Origin of the sequence: Streptomyces sp. NPDC005017 (assembly GCF_042873115.1) — a bacterium.
Lineage (GTDB): Bacteria > Actinomycetota > Actinomycetes > Streptomycetales > Streptomycetaceae > Streptomyces.
Window position 1 is genome coordinate 82,654 of the sequence record NZ_JBIALD010000002.1, and the last position, 16,168, is coordinate 98,821.

At 71.3% G+C, this 16,168-nt stretch carries 16 protein-coding genes; 10 read left to right on the forward strand and 6 right to left on the reverse strand.

Features of this window, described 5'->3' with window-relative positions:
• The first annotated feature begins 220 nt into the window (after positions 1 to 220).
• The 7 genes from ccrA to pssA all read left to right on the forward strand — a co-directional run bounded on the left by ccrA (position 221) and on the right by pssA (position 7,984).
• The gene (gene ccrA, locus ACFYR0_RS03190) at positions 221 to 1,564 is read left to right on the forward strand and encodes a crotonyl-CoA carboxylase/reductase (RefSeq protein ID WP_389321312.1); all 1,344 of its coding nucleotides are present in this window, start codon (positions 221 to 223) and stop codon (positions 1,562 to 1,564) included.
• Between the two features lie 17 nt (positions 1,565 to 1,581).
• On the forward strand, positions 1,582 to 3,630 hold the full coding sequence (locus ACFYR0_RS03195) for a protein meaA (RefSeq protein ID WP_389321314.1): 2,049 nt from the start codon (positions 1,582 to 1,584) through the stop codon (positions 3,628 to 3,630).
• Positions 3,627 to 4,586 carry an HpcH/HpaI aldolase/citrate lyase family protein gene (locus ACFYR0_RS03200; RefSeq protein WP_386379252.1) on the forward strand — a complete coding sequence of 320 codons (960 nt, stop codon included), beginning with the start codon at positions 3,627 to 3,629 and terminating at the stop codon, positions 4,584 to 4,586. The genes ACFYR0_RS03195 and ACFYR0_RS03200 overlap by 4 nt, the downstream gene beginning before the upstream one ends.
• A gap of 4 nt (positions 4,587 to 4,590) precedes the next feature.
• The gene (locus ACFYR0_RS03205) at positions 4,591 to 5,103 is read left to right on the forward strand and encodes a MaoC family dehydratase (RefSeq protein WP_351803702.1); all 513 of its coding nucleotides are present in this window, start codon (positions 4,591 to 4,593) and stop codon (positions 5,101 to 5,103) included.
• A 2-nt stretch (positions 5,104 to 5,105) separates the two neighbouring features.
• A complete protein-coding gene (locus tag ACFYR0_RS03210) occupies positions 5,106 to 6,320 on the forward strand; it encodes an acyl-CoA dehydrogenase family protein (protein ID WP_389321317.1) in 1,215 nt (404 codons plus the stop codon).
• 169 nt (positions 6,321 to 6,489) lie between these two features.
• Positions 6,490 to 7,146 carry a phosphatidylserine decarboxylase gene (locus tag ACFYR0_RS03215; protein WP_389321319.1) on the forward strand — a complete coding sequence of 219 codons (657 nt, stop codon included), beginning with the start codon at positions 6,490 to 6,492 and terminating at the stop codon, positions 7,144 to 7,146.
• 22 nt (positions 7,147 to 7,168) lie between these two features.
• A complete protein-coding gene (pssA, locus tag ACFYR0_RS03220) occupies positions 7,169 to 7,984 on the forward strand; it encodes a CDP-diacylglycerol--serine O-phosphatidyltransferase (protein WP_386379349.1) in 816 nt (271 codons plus the stop codon).
• Between the two features lie 354 nt (positions 7,985 to 8,338).
• Here pssA and ACFYR0_RS03225 read toward each other — a convergent pair whose 3' ends face one another.
• Positions 8,339 to 9,475, reverse strand: a complete 1,137-nt coding sequence (locus ACFYR0_RS03225) for a glycerate kinase (RefSeq protein WP_389321961.1) — start codon at positions 9,473 to 9,475, stop codon at positions 8,339 to 8,341.
• 162 nt (positions 9,476 to 9,637) lie between these two features.
• On the opposite strand from ACFYR0_RS03225, the gene ACFYR0_RS03230 reads away from it, so the two are divergent.
• Positions 9,638 to 10,714, forward strand: coding sequence for an ADP-ribosylglycohydrolase family protein (locus tag ACFYR0_RS03230; protein WP_389321321.1), 1,077 nt, complete (start codon positions 9,638 to 9,640; stop codon positions 10,712 to 10,714).
• 76 nt (positions 10,715 to 10,790) lie between these two features.
• Complete coding sequence (locus ACFYR0_RS03235) at positions 10,791 to 11,282, forward strand: NUDIX domain-containing protein (protein WP_389321323.1); 492 nt, start codon at positions 10,791 to 10,793, stop codon at positions 11,280 to 11,282.
• 20 nt (positions 11,283 to 11,302) lie between these two features.
• Here the strand turns inward: ACFYR0_RS03235 and ACFYR0_RS03240 are convergent, their stop codons facing one another.
• A complete protein-coding gene (locus tag ACFYR0_RS03240) occupies positions 11,303 to 11,503 on the reverse strand; it encodes a DUF2191 domain-containing protein (protein WP_389321325.1) in 201 nt (66 codons plus the stop codon).
• Between the two features lie 84 nt (positions 11,504 to 11,587).
• Here ACFYR0_RS03240 and ACFYR0_RS03245 point away from each other — a divergent pair, with 84 nt between their 5' ends.
• Positions 11,588 to 12,331, forward strand: a complete 744-nt coding sequence (locus ACFYR0_RS03245) for an NAD-dependent deacetylase (protein ID WP_389321327.1) — start codon at positions 11,588 to 11,590, stop codon at positions 12,329 to 12,331.
• Between the two features lie 22 nt (positions 12,332 to 12,353).
• On the opposite strand, the gene ACFYR0_RS03250 is transcribed toward ACFYR0_RS03245, so the two are convergent.
• The 4 genes from ACFYR0_RS03250 to ACFYR0_RS03265 all read right to left on the reverse strand — a co-directional run bounded on the left by ACFYR0_RS03250 (position 12,354) and on the right by ACFYR0_RS03265 (position 15,958).
• Complete coding sequence (locus ACFYR0_RS03250) at positions 12,354 to 13,592, reverse strand: cytochrome P450 (protein ID WP_389321329.1); 1,239 nt, start codon at positions 13,590 to 13,592, stop codon at positions 12,354 to 12,356.
• A 24-nt stretch (positions 13,593 to 13,616) separates the two neighbouring features.
• On the reverse strand, positions 13,617 to 15,008 hold the full coding sequence (locus tag ACFYR0_RS03255) for an NAD(P)/FAD-dependent oxidoreductase (protein WP_389321331.1): 1,392 nt from the start codon (positions 15,006 to 15,008) through the stop codon (positions 13,617 to 13,619).
• Entirely contained in the window at positions 14,998 to 15,225 is a 228-nt protein-coding gene (locus ACFYR0_RS03260; protein WP_386379261.1) for a ferredoxin, read from the reverse strand. Before ACFYR0_RS03260 ends, ACFYR0_RS03255 begins: the two co-directional genes overlap by 11 nt.
• A gap of 97 nt (positions 15,226 to 15,322) precedes the next feature.
• Positions 15,323 to 15,958, reverse strand: a complete 636-nt coding sequence (locus ACFYR0_RS03265; RefSeq protein ID WP_389321333.1) for a hypothetical protein — start codon at positions 15,956 to 15,958, stop codon at positions 15,323 to 15,325.
• Positions 15,959 to 16,168: the final 210 nt, after the last annotated feature.

Sequence of the window (16,168 nt, forward strand, 5' to 3'; positions counted from 1 at the left end):
CTTCGCGCGTCGGCTGTCCCCGCAACCTCTGGTTCGCCGCCCGGACGCCTGCGTCACAGGCAACCTCCCGCGCCACAAAGCGCTGCCGATCAGCACCACCGCCGAACCGACGGCATACGGAAACAACCCTCAGCAGCACAGCCGAAACCCTCAAGCGCCCCTCCCTCAGGGCGCTCCCTCAGCACCCCCCCTCAGGGTGCGCATCGCCGGAGGCAACACCGTGACCACCAAGGACATCCTGGACGCGATCCAGTCCCCGGACACCACGTCCGCCGACATCGCCGCTCTCCCGCTGCCCGAGTCGTACCGCGCGATCACCGTGCACAAGGACGAGACCGAGATGTTCGCGGGCCTCGAGTCCCGCGACAAGGACCCGCGCAAGTCGATCCACCTCGACGACGTGCCGCTGCCGGAGCTCGGCCCGGGCGAGGCCCTGGTCGCGGTGATGGCCTCCTCGGTCAACTACAACTCGGTGTGGACCTCGATCTTCGAGCCGCTGTCCACCTTCGGGTTCCTCGAGCGCTACGGCCGCACCAACGAGCTGGCCAAGCGCCACGACCTGCCGTACCACATCATCGGCTCCGACCTCGCGGGCGTCGTCCTGCGCACCGGCCCGGGCGTCAACGCCTGGCAGCCCGGTGACGAGGTCGTCGCGCACTGCCTGTCCGTCGAGCTGGAGTCCTCCGACGGCCACAACGACACCATGCTCGACCCCGAGCAGCGCATCTGGGGCTTCGAGACCAACTTCGGCGGCCTCGCCGAGATCGCCCTGGTCAAGTCCAACCAGCTGATGCCCAAGCCGGGCCACCTCAGCTGGGAGGAGGCCGCCGCGCCGGGCCTGGTGAACTCCACCGCCTACCGCCAGCTGGTCTCCCGCAACGGCGCCGGCATGAAGCAGGGCGACAACGTCCTGATCTGGGGCGCCAGCGGCGGCCTCGGCTCCTACGCCACGCAGTTCGCGCTGGCCGGCGGCGCCAACCCGATCTGTGTCGTCTCCAGCGAGCAGAAGGCGGACATCTGCCGCTCGATGGGCGCCGAGGCGATCATCGACCGCAGCGCCGAGGGCTACAGGTTCTGGAAGGACGAGAACACCCAGGACCCGAAGGAGTGGAAGCGCTTCGGCAAGCGCATCCGCGAGTTCACCGGCGGCGAGGACATCGACATCGTCTTCGAGCACCCGGGCCGCGAGACCTTCGGCGCCTCGGTCTACGTCACCCGCAAGGGCGGCACCATCACCACCTGCGCCTCGACCTCGGGCTACATGCACGAGTACGACAACCGCTACCTGTGGATGTCGCTGAAGCGGATCATCGGCTCGCACTTCGCGAACTACCGCGAGGCCTGGGAGGCCAACCGCCTCATCGCCAAGGGCAAGATCCACCCGACCCTGTCGAAGGTCTACTCCCTGGAGGAGACCGGCCAGGCCGCCTACGACGTGCACCGCAACCTCCACCAGGGCAAGGTCGGCGTGCTCTGCCTGGCCCCCGAGGAGGGTCTGGGCGTGCGCGACGAGGAGATGCGCGCCAAGCACATCGACGCCATCAACCGCTTCCGCAACGTCTGAGACACCCGGGGTCATAGATGACTGAGCGTCAGAACGCCGAAGGGCGGCGGGAGAAGGACCGGCCGTGGCTCATGCGCACGTACGCCGGACACTCCACGGCCGAGGCGTCCAACGAGCTGTACCGCCGCAACCTCGCCAAGGGCCAGACGGGTCTGTCGGTCGCGTTCGACCTGCCGACCCAGACCGGCTACGACTCCGACCACATCCTCGCCCGCGGCGAGGTCGGCCGGGTCGGAGTGCCGGTCGCGCACCTCGGCGACATGCGCCGGCTGTTCCAGGACATCCCCCTGGAGCAGATGAACACCTCGATGACGATCAACGCCACCGCCATGTGGCTGCTGGCGCTCTACCAGGTCGTCGCCGAGGAGCAGGGCGCGGACATCACCCGGCTCCAGGGCACGACCCAGAACGACATCGTGAAGGAGTACCTCTCCCGCGGGACGCACGTCTTCCCGCCGGGGCCCTCCCTCCGCCTCACGACGGACATGATCGCGTACACGGTCTCCCACATCCCCAAGTGGAACCCGATCAACATCTGCAGCTACCACCTGCAGGAGGCGGGCGCCACGCCGGTCCAGGAGATCGCGTACGCGATGTCCACCGCGATCGCGGTGCTCGACGCCGTCCGCGACTCGGGACAGGTCCCCGCCGAGAAGTTCGGGGACGTCGTCGCCCGTATCTCCTTCTTCGTGAACGCGGGCGTCCGCTTCGTCGAGGAGATGTGCAAGATGCGGGCGTTCGGGCGGATCTGGGACGAGATCACACGCGAGCGGTACGGCATCGAGAACCCCAAGCAGCGCCGGTTCCGCTACGGCGTCCAGGTCAACTCCCTGGGCCTGACCGAGGCGCAGCCGGAGAACAACGTCCAGCGGATCGTCCTGGAGATGCTGGCCGTCACGCTGTCCAAGGACGCCCGCGCGCGGGCCGTCCAGCTCCCCGCCTGGAACGAGGCCCTGGGCCTGCCCCGGCCCTGGGACCAGCAGTGGAGCCTGCGCATCCAGCAGGTCCTGGCGCACGAGAGCGACCTGCTGGAGTACGAGGACATCTTCGCGGGCTCGACGGTGATCGAGGCCAAGGTCGCCCAGCTCGTCGAGGACTCCCTCAAGGAGATCGACCGGATCGAGGAGATGGGCGGCGCCATGGCGGCCGTCGAGTCCGGCTACCTCAAGTCGCAGCTGGTCTCCTCGCACGCGGAGCGCCGGGCGCGCATCGAGTCCGGCCAGGAGAAGATCGTCGGCGTCAACATCTTCGAGACGACCGAGGAGAACCCGCTCACCTCCGACCTGGACACCGCGATCCAGACGGTCGACCCGGCGGTCGAGGCCCAGGTCATCGCCTCCCTCCAGCACTGGCGGGACACGCGCTACCAGCCGCCCTTCAACCACCCCCGCCCCTGCAAGGCGCTGGAGCGTCTGAAGGAGGCCGCGAAGGGCACCGCCAACCTCATGGAGGCCACCCTGGAGTGCGCCCGCGCCGGTGTCACCACCGGCGAGTGGGCCGGGGCGCTGCGCGAGGTGTTCGGCGAGTTCCGCGCCCCGACGGGTGTGTCCTCCGCGCCGGTCGCCGTGCCGGCCGAGGCGGGCTCCGCGCTCGCCGGGGTCCGCCGCAAGGTGGAGGACACGGCCCGCGAGCTGGGCTCGGGCAAGCTGCGCTTCCTGGTCGGCAAGCCCGGCCTGGACGGGCACTCCAACGGCGCCGAGCAGATCGCCGTCCGGGCCCGTGACGCCGGCTTCGAGGTGGTCTACCAGGGCATCCGGCTCACCCCGGAGCAGATCGTCGACGCGGCCCTCGCCGAGGACGTGCACGCGGTCGGCCTGTCGATCCTGTCCGGCTCGCACGCCCAGCTGGTGCCTGATGTCCTGGAACGGCTGCGTGTGGCCGGTGCCACAGATATCCCGGTGATCGCCGGTGGCATCATCCCCAGTGGTGACGCCGAACAGCTGCGGGCCGCCGGAGTGGCCGCGGTGTTCACCCCGAAGGACTTCGACATCACCGGAATCATCGGCCGCATCGTCGACGAGATCCGGAAAGCGAACAAGCTCGACCCCCTGGAGGTCCCCGCATGACCGTCAACCGTCTCCGTCCGCGGCGCTCCTGCCTGGCCGTGCCGGGCTCGAACCCCCGCTTCCTGGAGAAGGCCCAGGGCCTGCCGGCTGACCAGGTCTTCCTGGACCTGGAGGACGCCTGCGCCCCGCTCGCCAAGCCCGAGGCGCGGCACACCATCGTCAAGTTCCTCAACGAGGGCGACTGGACCGGCAAGACGCGGGTCGTGCGGGTCAACGACTGGACGACCGAGTGGACGTACCGCGACGTCGTGACCGTCGTCGAGGGCGCCGGCCAGAACCTCGACTGCATCATGCTGCCGAAGGTGCAGACGGCCGAGCAGGTCGTCGCGCTGGACCTGCTGCTGACGCAGATCGAGAAGACGATGGGCTTCGAGGTCGGCAAGATCGGCATCGAGGCGCAGATCGAGAACGCGCAGGGCCTGAACAACGTCAACGCCATCGCGCAGGCCTCCCCGCGCGTGGAGACCATCATCTTCGGCCCGGCCGACTTCATGGCGTCGATCAACATGAAGTCGCTGGTCGTGGGCGAGCAGCCGCCCGGCTACCCGGCGGACGCCTACCACTACATCCTGATGAAGATCCTGATGGCCGCCCGCGCCAACAACCTCCAGGCGATCGACGGCCCCTACCTCCAGATCCGCAACATCGACGGCTACCGCGCCGTCGCCCAGCGCGCCGCCGCGCTCGGCTTCGACGGCAAGTGGGTGCTGCACCCGGGCCAGGTCGAGGCGTCCAACGAGATCTTCTCGCCGTCGCAGGAGGACTACGACCACGCCGAGCTGATCCTGGACGCGTACGACTACTACACGTCCGAGGCGGGCGGCAAGAAGGGCTCCGCGATGCTCGGCGACGAGATGATCGACGAGGCCAGCCGCAAGATGGCCCTGGTCATCTCCGGCAAGGGCCGGGCCGCCGGCATGCAGCGCACCAGCAAGTTCGAGATCCCGGAGGCGTAGGGCCATGCAGTTCGGACGCACCTACGAGGAGTTCGAGGTCGGGGCGACGTACAAGCACTGGCCGGGCAAGACGGTCACGGAGTACGACGACCACCTGTTCTGTCTCCTCACCATGAACCACCACCCCCTCCACATGGACACGAACTATGCGGAGAAGACGACGGACTTCGGCAAGAACGTCGTCGTCGGGAACTACATCTACTCCCTGCTGCTCGGCATGAGCGTGCCGGACATCTCCGGCAAGGCGATCGCCAACCTGGAGATCGAGTCGCTCAGGCACGTGGCGCCGACCTTCCACGGCGACACGATCTACGGCCAGACGACCGTGCTCGACAAGTGGCCGTCGAAGTCGAAGAACGACCGCGGCATCGTCTACGTCGAGACCAAGGGCTACAAGCAGGACGGCACCCTGGTGTGCGTCTTCCGCCGCAAGGTGATGGTGCCCACCGAGACGTACATCAAGGAGCGCGGCGGCGAGCAGCCGGGCCGTCCCGAACTGAAGCAGCAGGAGAAGTAGAGATGGCCCGTCTCGCCCAGACCGCCGGTCTGACCGACGTCCAGCAGGAGATCCTCAAGACCGTCCGCGACTTCGTGGACAAGGAGATCATCCCGGTCGCGACCGGGCTGGAGCACCGTGACGAGTACCCGCAGCAGATCGTCGACGGCCTCAAGGAACTCGGCCTCTTCGGCCTGATGATCCCGGAGGAGTACGGCGGCCTGGGCGAGTCGCTCCTGACCTACGCCCTGTGCGTGGAGGAGATCGCCCGCGGCTGGATGTCGGTGTCCGGCATCATCAACACGCACTTCATCGTGGCGTACATGCTCAAGCAGCACGGCACGCAGGAGCAGAAGGACCACTTCCTGCCGCGCATGGCGGCCGGCGACATCCGCGGCGCCTTCTCGATGTCGGAGCCGGCCCTGGGCTCCGATGTGTCGGCCATCACGTCCAAGGCGGTCAGGGACGGCGACGAGTACGTCCTCAACGGCCAGAAGATGTGGCTGACGAACGGCGGCACGTCCTCTCTGGTGGCCGTTCTGGTCCGGAGTGACGAAGGACTCACCCCCGAAGAGGCGGCCGCGAAGCCCCACAAGTCGATGACGACCTTCCTCGTCGAGAAGGAGCCCGGCTTCGGAGAGGTCCGGCCCGGCCTCACCATTCCCGGCAAGATCGACAAGATGGGCTACAAGGGTGTCGACACCACCGAGCTCATCATGGATGGCCTGCGGATTCCCGCCGACCGCGTGCTCGGCGGGGTCACCGGACGAGGTTTTTACCAAATGATGGACGGGGTCGAGGTCGGCCGCGTCAATGTCGCCGCGCGTGGCTGCGGTGTCGCTCAGCGTGCCTTCGAGCTCGGCGTCCAGTACGCCCAGCAGCGTCACACTTTCGGCAAGCCGATCGCCCAGCACCAGGCGATCCAGTTCAAGCTGGCCGAGATGGCTACCAAGGTCGAGGCCGCTCATGCCATGATGGTGAACGCGGCACGCAAAAAGGACTCCGGGGAACGAAACGACCTCGAAGCAGGGATGGCGAAGTACCTCGCCTCCGAATACTGCAAGGAAGTCGTCGAGGACGCCTTCCGGATCCACGGCGGCTACGGCTTCTCCAAGGAGTACGAGATCGAGCGCCTCTACCGCGAGGCTCCGATGCTGCTGATCGGCGAGGGTACCGCCGAGATCCAGAAAATGATCATCGGGCGCAGGCTGCTCGAAGAGTATCGATTCCAGGGCTGATTGTCCGGGAACGGGGTGTTTTCTTCGAGAAGAAGATCACACCCCGTAGGCACTCCTCGGCTGCCGACTCGGCTTCCTGGCTTACCCAGTTGCGGCTCTTAACCGCTACGATCGCCGGAAAGCCGCCGTCCCCCCTCAAGCGCGGCATCATCCGCTACGAAGGTCATCCATGCCCCACAGCCAAACCTCTGCACCACGCGACAGCCGGGCCGGCGTACGCCTCGCGCGCGGAGCATCGCCGTGGCTTCTCCCGACCGTCGCCACCGCAGCACTCAGCCTGGTCAGGGCCCGCCGCTCCGGCGTCGCCAAGGCCGTCGCCGTACCCGCCACCGCTCTCGCGGCGGGCATGCTGTGGTTCTTCCGCGACCCCGAGCGAGAGATCGCGAAGGGACGGGTCATCTCCCCCGCCGACGGAGTGGTGCAGAGCATCATGCCGTGGAAGGACGGACGGACCCGGGTCGCGATCTTCATGAGCCCGCTCAACGTCCACGTCAACCGCGCCCCTCTGTCGGGCACGGTGACGTCCGTCGAGCACGTCCCGGGCGGCTTCGTTCCCGCTTTCAACAAGGAGAGCGAGAACAACGAGCGCGTCGTCTGGCACTTCGACACCGAGCTCGGTGACATCGAGATGATCCAGATCGCCGGCGCCGTGGCCCGCCGCATCGTTCCTTACCTGCCCCAGGGCACGAAGGTCGAGCAGGGCGACCGCATCGGTCTGATCCGCTTCGGCTCGCGCGTCGACATCTACCTCCCCGAGGGCGTCGAGATCGCGGTCGAGGTGGGTCAGAAGACCGTGGCAGGGGTGACTCGCATTGACCGTGATTGACCCGGAGACCCGGACCGAATGGGTGCCGGAGGCCGATGAGAGCGACGAGGAGGAGATGCCGCTCTCGCTGCGCCTGTCGATAGCGGACACGCTCACCCTCGGCAACGCCACGTGCGGCTTCATGGCGGTGTACTTCACCACCACCGGCATCCTGATCCCGCACCTCACCGGAAGCCAGGAGTCCGGCATGGCCCGCCACAGCGCGGCCACGGCGGTCATCCTGATGCTCTGTGCGGCGGTCTTCGACCTCTTCGACGGCCTGGTGGCGCGCAAGCTGCGCTCCTCGCCGATGGGCGCCGAGCTGGACAACCTCTCGGACCTGATCAGCTTCGGCCTCGCGCCGGCGTACTTCGTCCTCGTCTACGGCATGGTCGCGGACGACGCGCACCAGCGTGTGGCGGCGGTGGGCGCGATCGTGGTCCTGCTGGCGGTGGTCCTGCGACTGGCCCGGTTCTCCTGTGTGACGCCGACGAACGGCATGTTCCAGGGCATGCCCTCCCCCTTCGGCGCGCTGACGGTGGTCTCGATCGTCCTGCTGGAGCTGCCCTTCGTGGCGACCCTGCTGGCGATCATCGGCACCGCGTGGCTGATGGTCAGCCGGGTCGAGTACCCGAAGCCGCGGGGCCGCCTCGCGGTGGCGATGCTCACCTGGATCGTCCTCAGCATGGGCCTGCTCACCGCCTGGGCCTTCGACGCCCCGAGCGGCGAGGTGCTCCTGCAGACCGGCTGTGCCCTTCAGCTCGTCACGGCCGCGGTGATCCCCCTGTTCGCCACGGCCCGCCGGGTGAACAACTTCCGCGACAACCGTCGCGAGGCCCGAGCGGCCCAGCTGCCGTAACCACCCCGCAGCACACACGACAGGGCCCGAGCTCGCCACCGAGCTCGGGCCCTGTCGTCGTACAGCGACTCCTCGGCGCCCGATTCCCGGGCGGCTGGAGCAGCGACTTCCCGGCCGCCCGTTTCGGTCGGGCACAGCCCCCGGAGTCCACCTGTACAGCGACTCCTCGACCGCCCGTTTCGGTCGGGCACAGCCCCGGGATCCGCTTGCACAGCGCCTCCTCGACCGCCCGTTTCGGGTGGTGGGTGGGCAAAGGCCCTGGGGCCCAGGGGGCGGAGCCCCCTGGCGGGGCCGAAGGGGCGGAGCCCCCGGGGACGGGACGGGAAGGGGCGGCGGGGGCGAGAAGAACCCGCCTCAGGACAGGAAGTCCCGCGCCAACGACTCGGCGACCCGCTCCAGGATCGGCCCGGCATCCGCGACGCACCGCGAAACGTCCGGCTCGACCTCCGTCAGCGGATAGGCCCGCCGAATCCCGGCCCGCCCCAACGCCTCCGGCGGCAGCGCCAACCGCCCGCACACCGCGACAACCTCCTTGCCGGCGGCCCGCGCGGCAGCGGCGACCCCCGCAGGGGCCTTGCCGTGCAGCGTCTGCTCGTCCAGCGACCCCTCCCCCGTGATCACCAGCGAGGCCCGCTCCAGCGCGGGGGCGAACCCCAGCACATCGAGCATCACGTCGATACCGGGACGGAACCGCGCCCCGACCAGCAGGGCGCCGTAGCCGATGCCCCCGGCCGCCCCCGCCCCCGGCGCAGCCGCGAACTCGGCGGCCCGCGCCCCGACGGCGTCCTCCAGCACCTTCGCGAAGTGCCCCAGCGCCTCGTCCAGCGCGCGCACGTCCTCCGGCGAGGCACCCTTCTGCGGCCCGTACACCGCGGGCGCCCCCATGGGCCCGGTCAGCGGGTTGTCGACGTCGCTGGCCAGCACCAGCTCCACGTCGGCCAGCCGGGCGTCGAGCCCCGACAGATCGGCCGAGACCAGCGCGGCGAGCCCGCCGCCGCCCGGCGGCACCGGCTCCCCGGCCGCGTTCAGGAACCGCGCGCCCAGCGCGGCCAGCATCCCGGCCCCGCCGTCCGTGGTCGCGCTGCCGCCCACACCGAACACGATCGTGCGGGCCCCCGCGTCCAGCGCGGCCCGCAGCAGCTCCCCCGACCCGTACGTGGACGCCGTGAGGGGCGCGAAGACACCCTCCGGCAGCCGCTGGAGCCCGCTCGCCTCGGCCATCTCCACCACGGCCGTGCCCGCGCGCAGCCCGAACGCGGCGGTCACCTCGTCGCCGAGCGGCCCCGAGACCCGTACCTCATGGCGTTCGAACCCGGCCGCGACCGCCGCGGCGACCGTCCCGTCACCGCCGTCTGCCACCGGCAGCGCCTCGACCTCGATGTCCGGCACGACCCGACGCAGTCCCGCGGTCACCCGCTCGGCGACCTGCACCGCCGTCAGCGACCCCTTGAACTTGTCCGCGGCAACGAGCACCCTGCGGGTGCCTTCCAGTGCAGCGTCTGCCACCTTGCGATCCCCTTGCTCTCCGAGCCTTGCGCATGTCAAGGCAGTCGCGCCGCTGTGACCATAACCTCAGGACACGACCCCCGTCATGCCCCTGCCCACAGCGTGGAACCCGCGCCGGCGGCCCCGGGACGGGGTAGACCTTCCTGCATGACCACTGTGGGCACCGCCGCGGGCACGCTCGCCGACCGCGTGCACGGCGGCTGGCTGGGCCGGATCGCGGGCAACATGCTCGGCAAGCCGGTGGAGCAGGGCGAGGTGTGGACCCGCGCCCGTATCGACCGCTATCTGGGTGACGCCGGCGCGCTGCCGCTCACCGACTACCTCCCCGAGCCCGTGAGCGCCGAGGACGCGGCGGCGCTGCGCCCGGAGTGGCGCCGGTGCGTACGCGGCCGCATCCACGGCAGCTGCCGCGACGACGACGTCGACTACGCGATCCTCGGGCTGCGTCTGCTGGAGCGGCACGGCTTCGCGTTCAGCACCGAGCAGGTGGGCGACCTGTGGCTGCTGTCCCTGCCGTACCTCCAGACCTTCACGGCGGAGCGGGCGGCGTACCGCAATCTGGCGAACGGGCTGCGGCCGCCGCTGACGGCGACGTACGACAACCCCTACCAGGACTGGATCGGCGCGCTGATCCGTGCCGACATCCACGGCTGGACCTGCCCCGGCGATCCGCACCGGGCCGCCGCGCTGGCCCGCCGGGACGCGGTGCTGTCGCACACGGGGAACGGGGTGTACGGCGCGATGTGGGCGGCCGCGCTGATCGCGGCGGCGTTCACCGCCGGGACCGTGCGGGACGCGCTGGAGGAGGCCCTCTCCGTGATCCCCGGCGGCTGCCGGCTGGCCAGGACCGTCCGCCGGGTGGCCTCGCTGCACGAGAGCGGTCTGAGCTGGGAGCAGACGGTGGCCACGGTCGCCGAGGAGACCGCGGGCCTGGGCTGGATCCACACCGTGCCCAACGCGGCGGTGATCACCGCCGGGCTGCTCTACGGCGACGGCGACTTCACCCGGACCGTCGCGCTGACCGTCCGCGGCGGCCTGGACACCGACTCCAACGGCGCCACGGCGGGCTCGGTGGCGGGCGTCCTGACGGGCGCCCACGGCATCCCGGAGCAGTGGACGGACCCGCTGGAGGACACGGTCCGCACGGCGGTGTTCGGCTTCGACGGCGTACGCATCAGTGAGCTGGCGGAACGCACCCTGCGCCTGGCGGAGTCCACCGTCTGAGCCAGGGGCGCGGGCGGCCGTCGGTGCGCCCCCGTGCGCCCGCCGCGGGAGGGCGCACGCTCGGTACGCTGCCCGGATGACCACTGCTGACTTCGCCGCGTACATCGCGGGCCTGCCCCGTGTCCTCGTCGGGGCCGCCGCCCTGTTCCGGGACGCCGAGGGGCGCGTCCTGCTCGTCGAGCCGAACTACCGCGAGGGCTGGGGCCTGCCGGGCGGGACCGTCGAGTCGGACGAGGGGGAGAGCCCGCGCGAGGGCGCGCGGCGGGAGACGGCAGAGGAGATCGGCCTGGACCGTGAGATCGGACGGCTGCTCGCGGTGGACTGGTCCCGCGGCCCCGGCAGGCCGCCGCTGGTGGCGTACCTCTACGACGGCGGGGTGCTCGGCGAGGACGACCTGAAGGCGATCCGGCTCCAGGAGGACGAGCTGCTGTCCTGGCGGATGGTGGCGCGCGAGGACCTCGCCGGGCTCCTGCCGGGCAACCTCGGCCGCCGGGTGCTCACGGCACTGGACGTCGTCGAGTCCGGCGCGGGAACGGCCGAGCTGGAGAACGGCCTCCCGGTCGCCTGAGCCGGTGGCCGGTACGGGCGTCAGCCCTCCACGTCCCGGGGCCGGGCGGTGCGGTCGTGCAGCGCCTCGTCCTGCTCCAGCACCCTGGCCTCGGTGCGGTGACCGCGCTGGATGTAGTCCCGCACCACGAGCTCGACGGCGTCCTGGGGGTTCCCGGCGCCGGAGAGCACCATCGCTTCCACGACGAGCTCGGCGTCCAGGGAGATGCTGATCTTGACCATGCCCCGGACGCTAACAGCCGCCGTCCCCGCGCGACAGGGAAATCGCCTCGCCGCCCGGGGGCGCCCCCGCCTACGCTCGGAGCCATGACCAAGCCCCTCGTCGCGATCCTGAGCGGCGCCGGTATCAGCACGGACTCCGGAATCCCCGACTACCGCGGCCCGAACGGGCTGTGGCGCAAGGACCCCGAGGCCGAGAAGCTCGTGACGTACGAGTACTACATGGGCGACCCGGACATCCGGCGGCGCTCCTGGCGGATGCGGCGCCGGGCCGGCACGCTCCTCGCCGAACCGAACGCCGCGCACCGGGCGGTCGCGGAGCTGGAGCGGTCGGGGGTTCCGGTGCGGGTGATCACCCAGAACGTGGACGGGCTGCACCAGCTGGCCGGGCTGTCCGCCCGCAAGGTCATCGAACTCCACGGCACCGCACGGCAGTTCGTCTGCACGGAGTGCGGGGTGCGCGGGCCGATGGAGGACGCCCTCGCCCGCATCGAGGCCGGCGAGGACGACCCGGCCTGTGCGGTCTGCGGCGGCATCCTGAAGTCCGCGACCGTCATGTTCGGCCAGAACCTCGACCCCGAGGTCCTCGGCGAAGCCCTGGCCGTCACCAGGGCCTGCCATGTCTTCATCGCCGTCGGCACCAGCCTCCAGGTGCAGCCGGCCGCCGCGCTGGCCGGTCTCGCCGTCGACCACGGCGCCCGTCTGATCATCGTCAACGCGGAGCCGACGCCGTACGACGAGATCGCCGACGAGGTCGTGCGCGAGCCGATCGGCACGGCGCTGCCGCGACTGCTGCGCACGCTCGGCGCGGGCGGCGACCGGGTCGCCTGATCCGGCCCGCCCCGGCAGGCCGTCAGGAACGGATGCCGTCGCAGGCGATGTACAGGTGGCGGGGGCCGCGCAGTACGGCGTTCTGGCGGTAGGGCGGCGGGTCCTCGACGAGGCGCGGGTTCTCCAGTCTGCGGGCCAGTTCGGAGAGGGCGAGCTGGGTCTCCAGGCGGGCGAGCGGGGCGCCGAAGCAGCTGTGGACGCCGCTGCCCAGGCCGAGGTGCTGGATGTCGGGGCGGTCCGGGTCGAAGCGGTCGGGGTCCGTGAAGCGCCGGGGGTCGCGGTTGCCGGAGGCCAGGACCAGCCAGAGGGCCGAGCCCTTGGGGATGGCGACCCCCCGGACCTCGATGTCGGCGAGCGTGGTGCGCTGCGGCACCAGCTGCACCGGCGGCTCGAAGCGCAGCAGCTCCTCGACCAGGGGCACGGCCAGACGCGGCTCGGTGCGCAGCCGCTGGAGGACGTCGGGGTGGCGCAGCAGGGTGAGCATGCCGTTGGTGATCAGGTTGACGGTGGTCTCGTGCCCGGCGATCAGCAGCAGCGCGGCGGTGCTGAGCAGCTCCATCGTGGTCATCGGGCCGTCCTCGCCCTTGGCCGTGGCCAGTTGGGAGAGCATGTCCTCGCCCGGGTTCCTGCGGCGCTCCTCGATCAGGCCGGCCAGGTACATGCCCAGCTGCATCCGGGCGTCGTGCGCGCCCTTGCCCCGCTCGGCGGGATCGGCGTCCGGGTCGGGGTCCAGGCTCGCGGCGAGGGTGTCCGCCCAGACGTGGAAGCGCGCCTCGTCCTCGCGGGGCACGCCGAGCAGCCGGCAGATCACGGTCACCGGGAACGGGTAGGAGAACTGCTCGACCAGGTCGATCCGGCCCGGGTCGCCGATGCCGTCGATCAGGCCGGTGACGATCTCGTGCAGCTCCGGGCGCATCCCGTCGACACGGCGGGGCGAGTGCGGCGGGCCGAACGGCCGGTTCGTCATCCGGCGCAGCCGGTCGTGCTCCGGCGGGTCGAGCTTCAGGAAGCCCGGCGGCAGCGCGCCGCCCTCCTCGGGGGACTCCCCGGCCAGCGGGTCGGGGGCGTGCGAGGCGAGGTTGCGGGCGTCGGAGCTGATCCGGGGATCGTGCAGCAGGCTGCGGATCTCGTAGTACGTGCTGATCACATACGGCCCGCCGTCCTCGTGGTGGACCGGTGTCTTGCGGAGCTCCTCGTAGATCGGGTAGGGATCGGCCCGGTTGGCGTAGTCCAGGATCTGGTGCAGCAGGGGGTGCGTCATGGCGGGTCCTCGTGGCCGTTCGGGTCAGTGCGCGGGCGTGAACGTCATCCGGCGGTCGGCCGGCGAGTATCCGCTGAGGGTCACGGTGGGGCCGTGGGTGGGGACCGAGGGGTCGGGGAAGTCCGCGTCCAGCGGCCGCTGCCCCTCCGGGCGCCGGTCCACCGTGGCGAACGGCGGGGGGAACGGCGCGGTGGACTCGATCAGCTCCTGGTAGAACGGCAGCCAGCGGGCCTGGTCGAAGGCGACGGCGCCGATGACGCGCCCCTGGTACCCGTAGACGCCGATGAACCGGCGGTCCGCGAGCGAGCCCTGCGCGATGAGGATCTCGGTGCCGAGCGAGGGCACGCCGACCGACTTGATGTTGATCCCGAACTGCGAGGACCAGAAGGCGGGCACCTCCATGTGGGGTACGCGTCCGGGGCTCTCGCTCAGCATGTTGTGCGCGGCGATCCCGGCCTGGGCGACGGCGTTGCCCCAGTGCTCCAGGGACAGGAACTGGTAGCCGAACAGGGGGTGCGGGCAGCGGGCGACGTCGCCGGCCGCGTAGATGTCGTCGGTGACGATCCCCCGGATGTCGAAGGCGCGGCAGCCCGCGTCGCAGGCGATGCCCCGGGGGCCGGCCCCGAGGCCCGACCCGGCCAGCCATTCGGTGTTGCGCAGGGCGCCGAGCGAGACGACCACCACGTCGGTCTCCACGGTGGAGCCGTCCGACAGGTGCGCGGCGCGCACCCGTCCCGCCGCGTCGCCCTCCAGCGCGGTCACCATGACCCCGCACCGCAGGTCCACGCCGTGCTCGCGGTGCAGCTCGGCGGCGACCGCGCCGACGACCCCGCCGAGCGCGCCGACCAGGGGCGCGGCGCCGCGTTCGGCGACGGTCACGGCGAGGCCCCGCTCGCGGCAGGCGGAGGCGATCTCCGAGCCGGTGAACCCGGCCCCGATGACGAGCACCCGCCGGGGTCCCTCGTCCAGCCGCCGGGCGAGCGCGGCGCTGTCGTCGCGGGTGCGCAGCACGAAGACGCCGTCGAGTTCCGCCTCGGCCTCGTGCGGCCAGGGCCGTGCCCGTACGCCGGTGGCGATCAGCAGCCGGTCGTAGGGCACCTCGTCGCCGTCGGCCAGCCGCACCCGCCGGGCCGTCATGTCCAGCCCGGTGGCCGCGACGCCCAGCCGCCAGGTCGCGTCGACGGACCGGAGCCTCGGCAGCGCGGTGCGCTCGGCACGCGCCCTGCCCAGCAGCACCTGCTTGGACAGCGGCGGGCGGTCGTACGGTTCGTACGGCTCGTCGCCGATCAGGGTCAGTGAGCCCTCGAAGCCCTTGGCCCGCAGGGTCTCGGCGGCGCGCAGACCGGCCAGCGAGGCGCCGACCACGACGATGCGGCCCTCGCGCCTGAGACGTTCCAGGGTGGCGTCAGCGGCCATCGGACACCGCCTCGGCCGGTACGTCCACGGCGTCGACCAGGATGGCCTGGACGGGGCAGGCCGCGGCGGCCTGGGCGAGCTTGTCGCGCTGCGCCTCGTCGGCGTCCGGGTCGTACAGCAGTGCCTCGTCGCCGTGCATGACGAAGAGGTCGGGGGCGAGGAACGCGCACTGCGCGTACCCCTGACAGCGGTTCAGATCGACGGCAATCCTGACCACGGGATCGGTCCTCTCCAGGGGCCCGGTCTTTCCTCCTGACCACTCTCGGTGGCCTGCCCGGACGCGGCGACGAGGGGGAGACCGTTCGAGTGACGGATCAGGCCGGGGCGGCGGGGCGTGCCGCGGGGGGACGTCTGCCCCGCAGGATGTCCAGGCTCAGCACCAGCGCCCAGGCGGGGAAGATCAGTTCGGACCAGGGCACGTTGGCGCCGATCACCAGCAGGGTCAGGCCCGCCAGATAGCCGAAGACGACCAGCGGACGCGGGAGCACGCCGAGCCTGCGGCCGATGGTCGAGGTCGTGATGACGAACACCGCCGCCATCCGCATCGCGTACGTGGTCAGCAGGGTGTAGGCGAGGTGCCGGCCGAAGCCCGAGCTCTGCTGGTTCTCCTCCAGCACGCTCCCGGCCGCCGCGGCGGCGGCGAACAGGGTCGCGACGAAGACCAGGCCGCTGCCCAGGAACACGGTGGAGACGAAGCGGTCCTCGCCAGCCCCCGCCTGCTCGCGCAGGGCACCCATGAACCACAGGAACGCGATCCCGGCGAACGGCAGCAGGGCCAGTGCCGTGCGCACGGCGCCGCGTTGCCCCGGGTCGGCGACGTCCTCGCCGTCGGCGCCGCCGGGCAGGGCGGTCCGTACGAGGACGATCACCGCGGCCATCAGCAGCGCGAACACCACCCCGGCCACTCCGGCGGCCCAGACGGTCGCGAGGCGCTCGTGCTTGCGCACCATGGTCTCCCTGACGGTGAACCGCCCGGGCGCCGCGCCGCCGCGGTGTCGCGCACGGCGAGCGCCCCGGGCGGAGGGTGCCCGCCCCGGCCGGGGCGGGGACACGGCCCACCGGGGGGGGGGGGGGGGGGGCGGGGCCCCCCCCGGGCCCCGCGCGCCCCCCCCCCCCCGCGGGGCGCGGCGGGGGGGGGGGGGGGCAGGGCCAGTCGTAGG